General features: G+C 48.9%; 1 protein-coding gene. It reads right to left on the reverse strand.

All coding sequences use genetic code 11. From position 1 onward, the window contains the following. Positions 1–573 (reverse strand): S-formylglutathione hydrolase (gene fghA, locus R7Z50_RS29605; protein ID WP_318150029.1); only part of this gene is annotated, 573 nt, incomplete at both ends.

Consider the following 573-nt stretch of genomic DNA (forward strand, 5'->3'; position numbering starts at 1 on the left):
TGTCTATAAAGCTCGATATAAAGTAATAACTGTGGTCGTAGCCAGATTGCATTCTCAGATTCAATTCTGAACCGTGTTGTTTTGCTGCGGCTAATAAGACTTCCGGTTTGAGTTGCTCACTCAAGAAACCGTCCGCATCGCCTTGATCAACCAAAATTGGTAAGGGTGATTTTTCTTTCTTCAAAAGCTCACTTGCATCGTATTGCTTCCAACTTTCGATATCAGTGCCCAAGTATGCGGTGAATGCTTTTTGTCCCCACGGACACTGCATTGGGTTGCTGATTGGGCTAAATGCTGAAATCGAGCGGTATAGTGTCGGATTCTTAAGGCCAATGGTGAGCGCACCGTGTCCGCCCATGCTGTGGCCAGAGATTGATTTCACATCCGATACTGGGAAGTTGGCTTCGATGATGGCTGGCAGCTCTTGCGTGACGTAGTCGTACATATGGTAATGCAGTGACCACGGTGCTTGAGTGGCGTTGAGGTAAAAGCCTGCGCCTTGGCCCAAGTCGTAACTTGCATCATCGGCAACGCCTTCACCACGCGGGCTGGTGTCCGGAGCAATGATGGCAA

The sequence above is a fragment of the Vibrio sp. 1249-1 genome, from assembly GCF_033340495.1.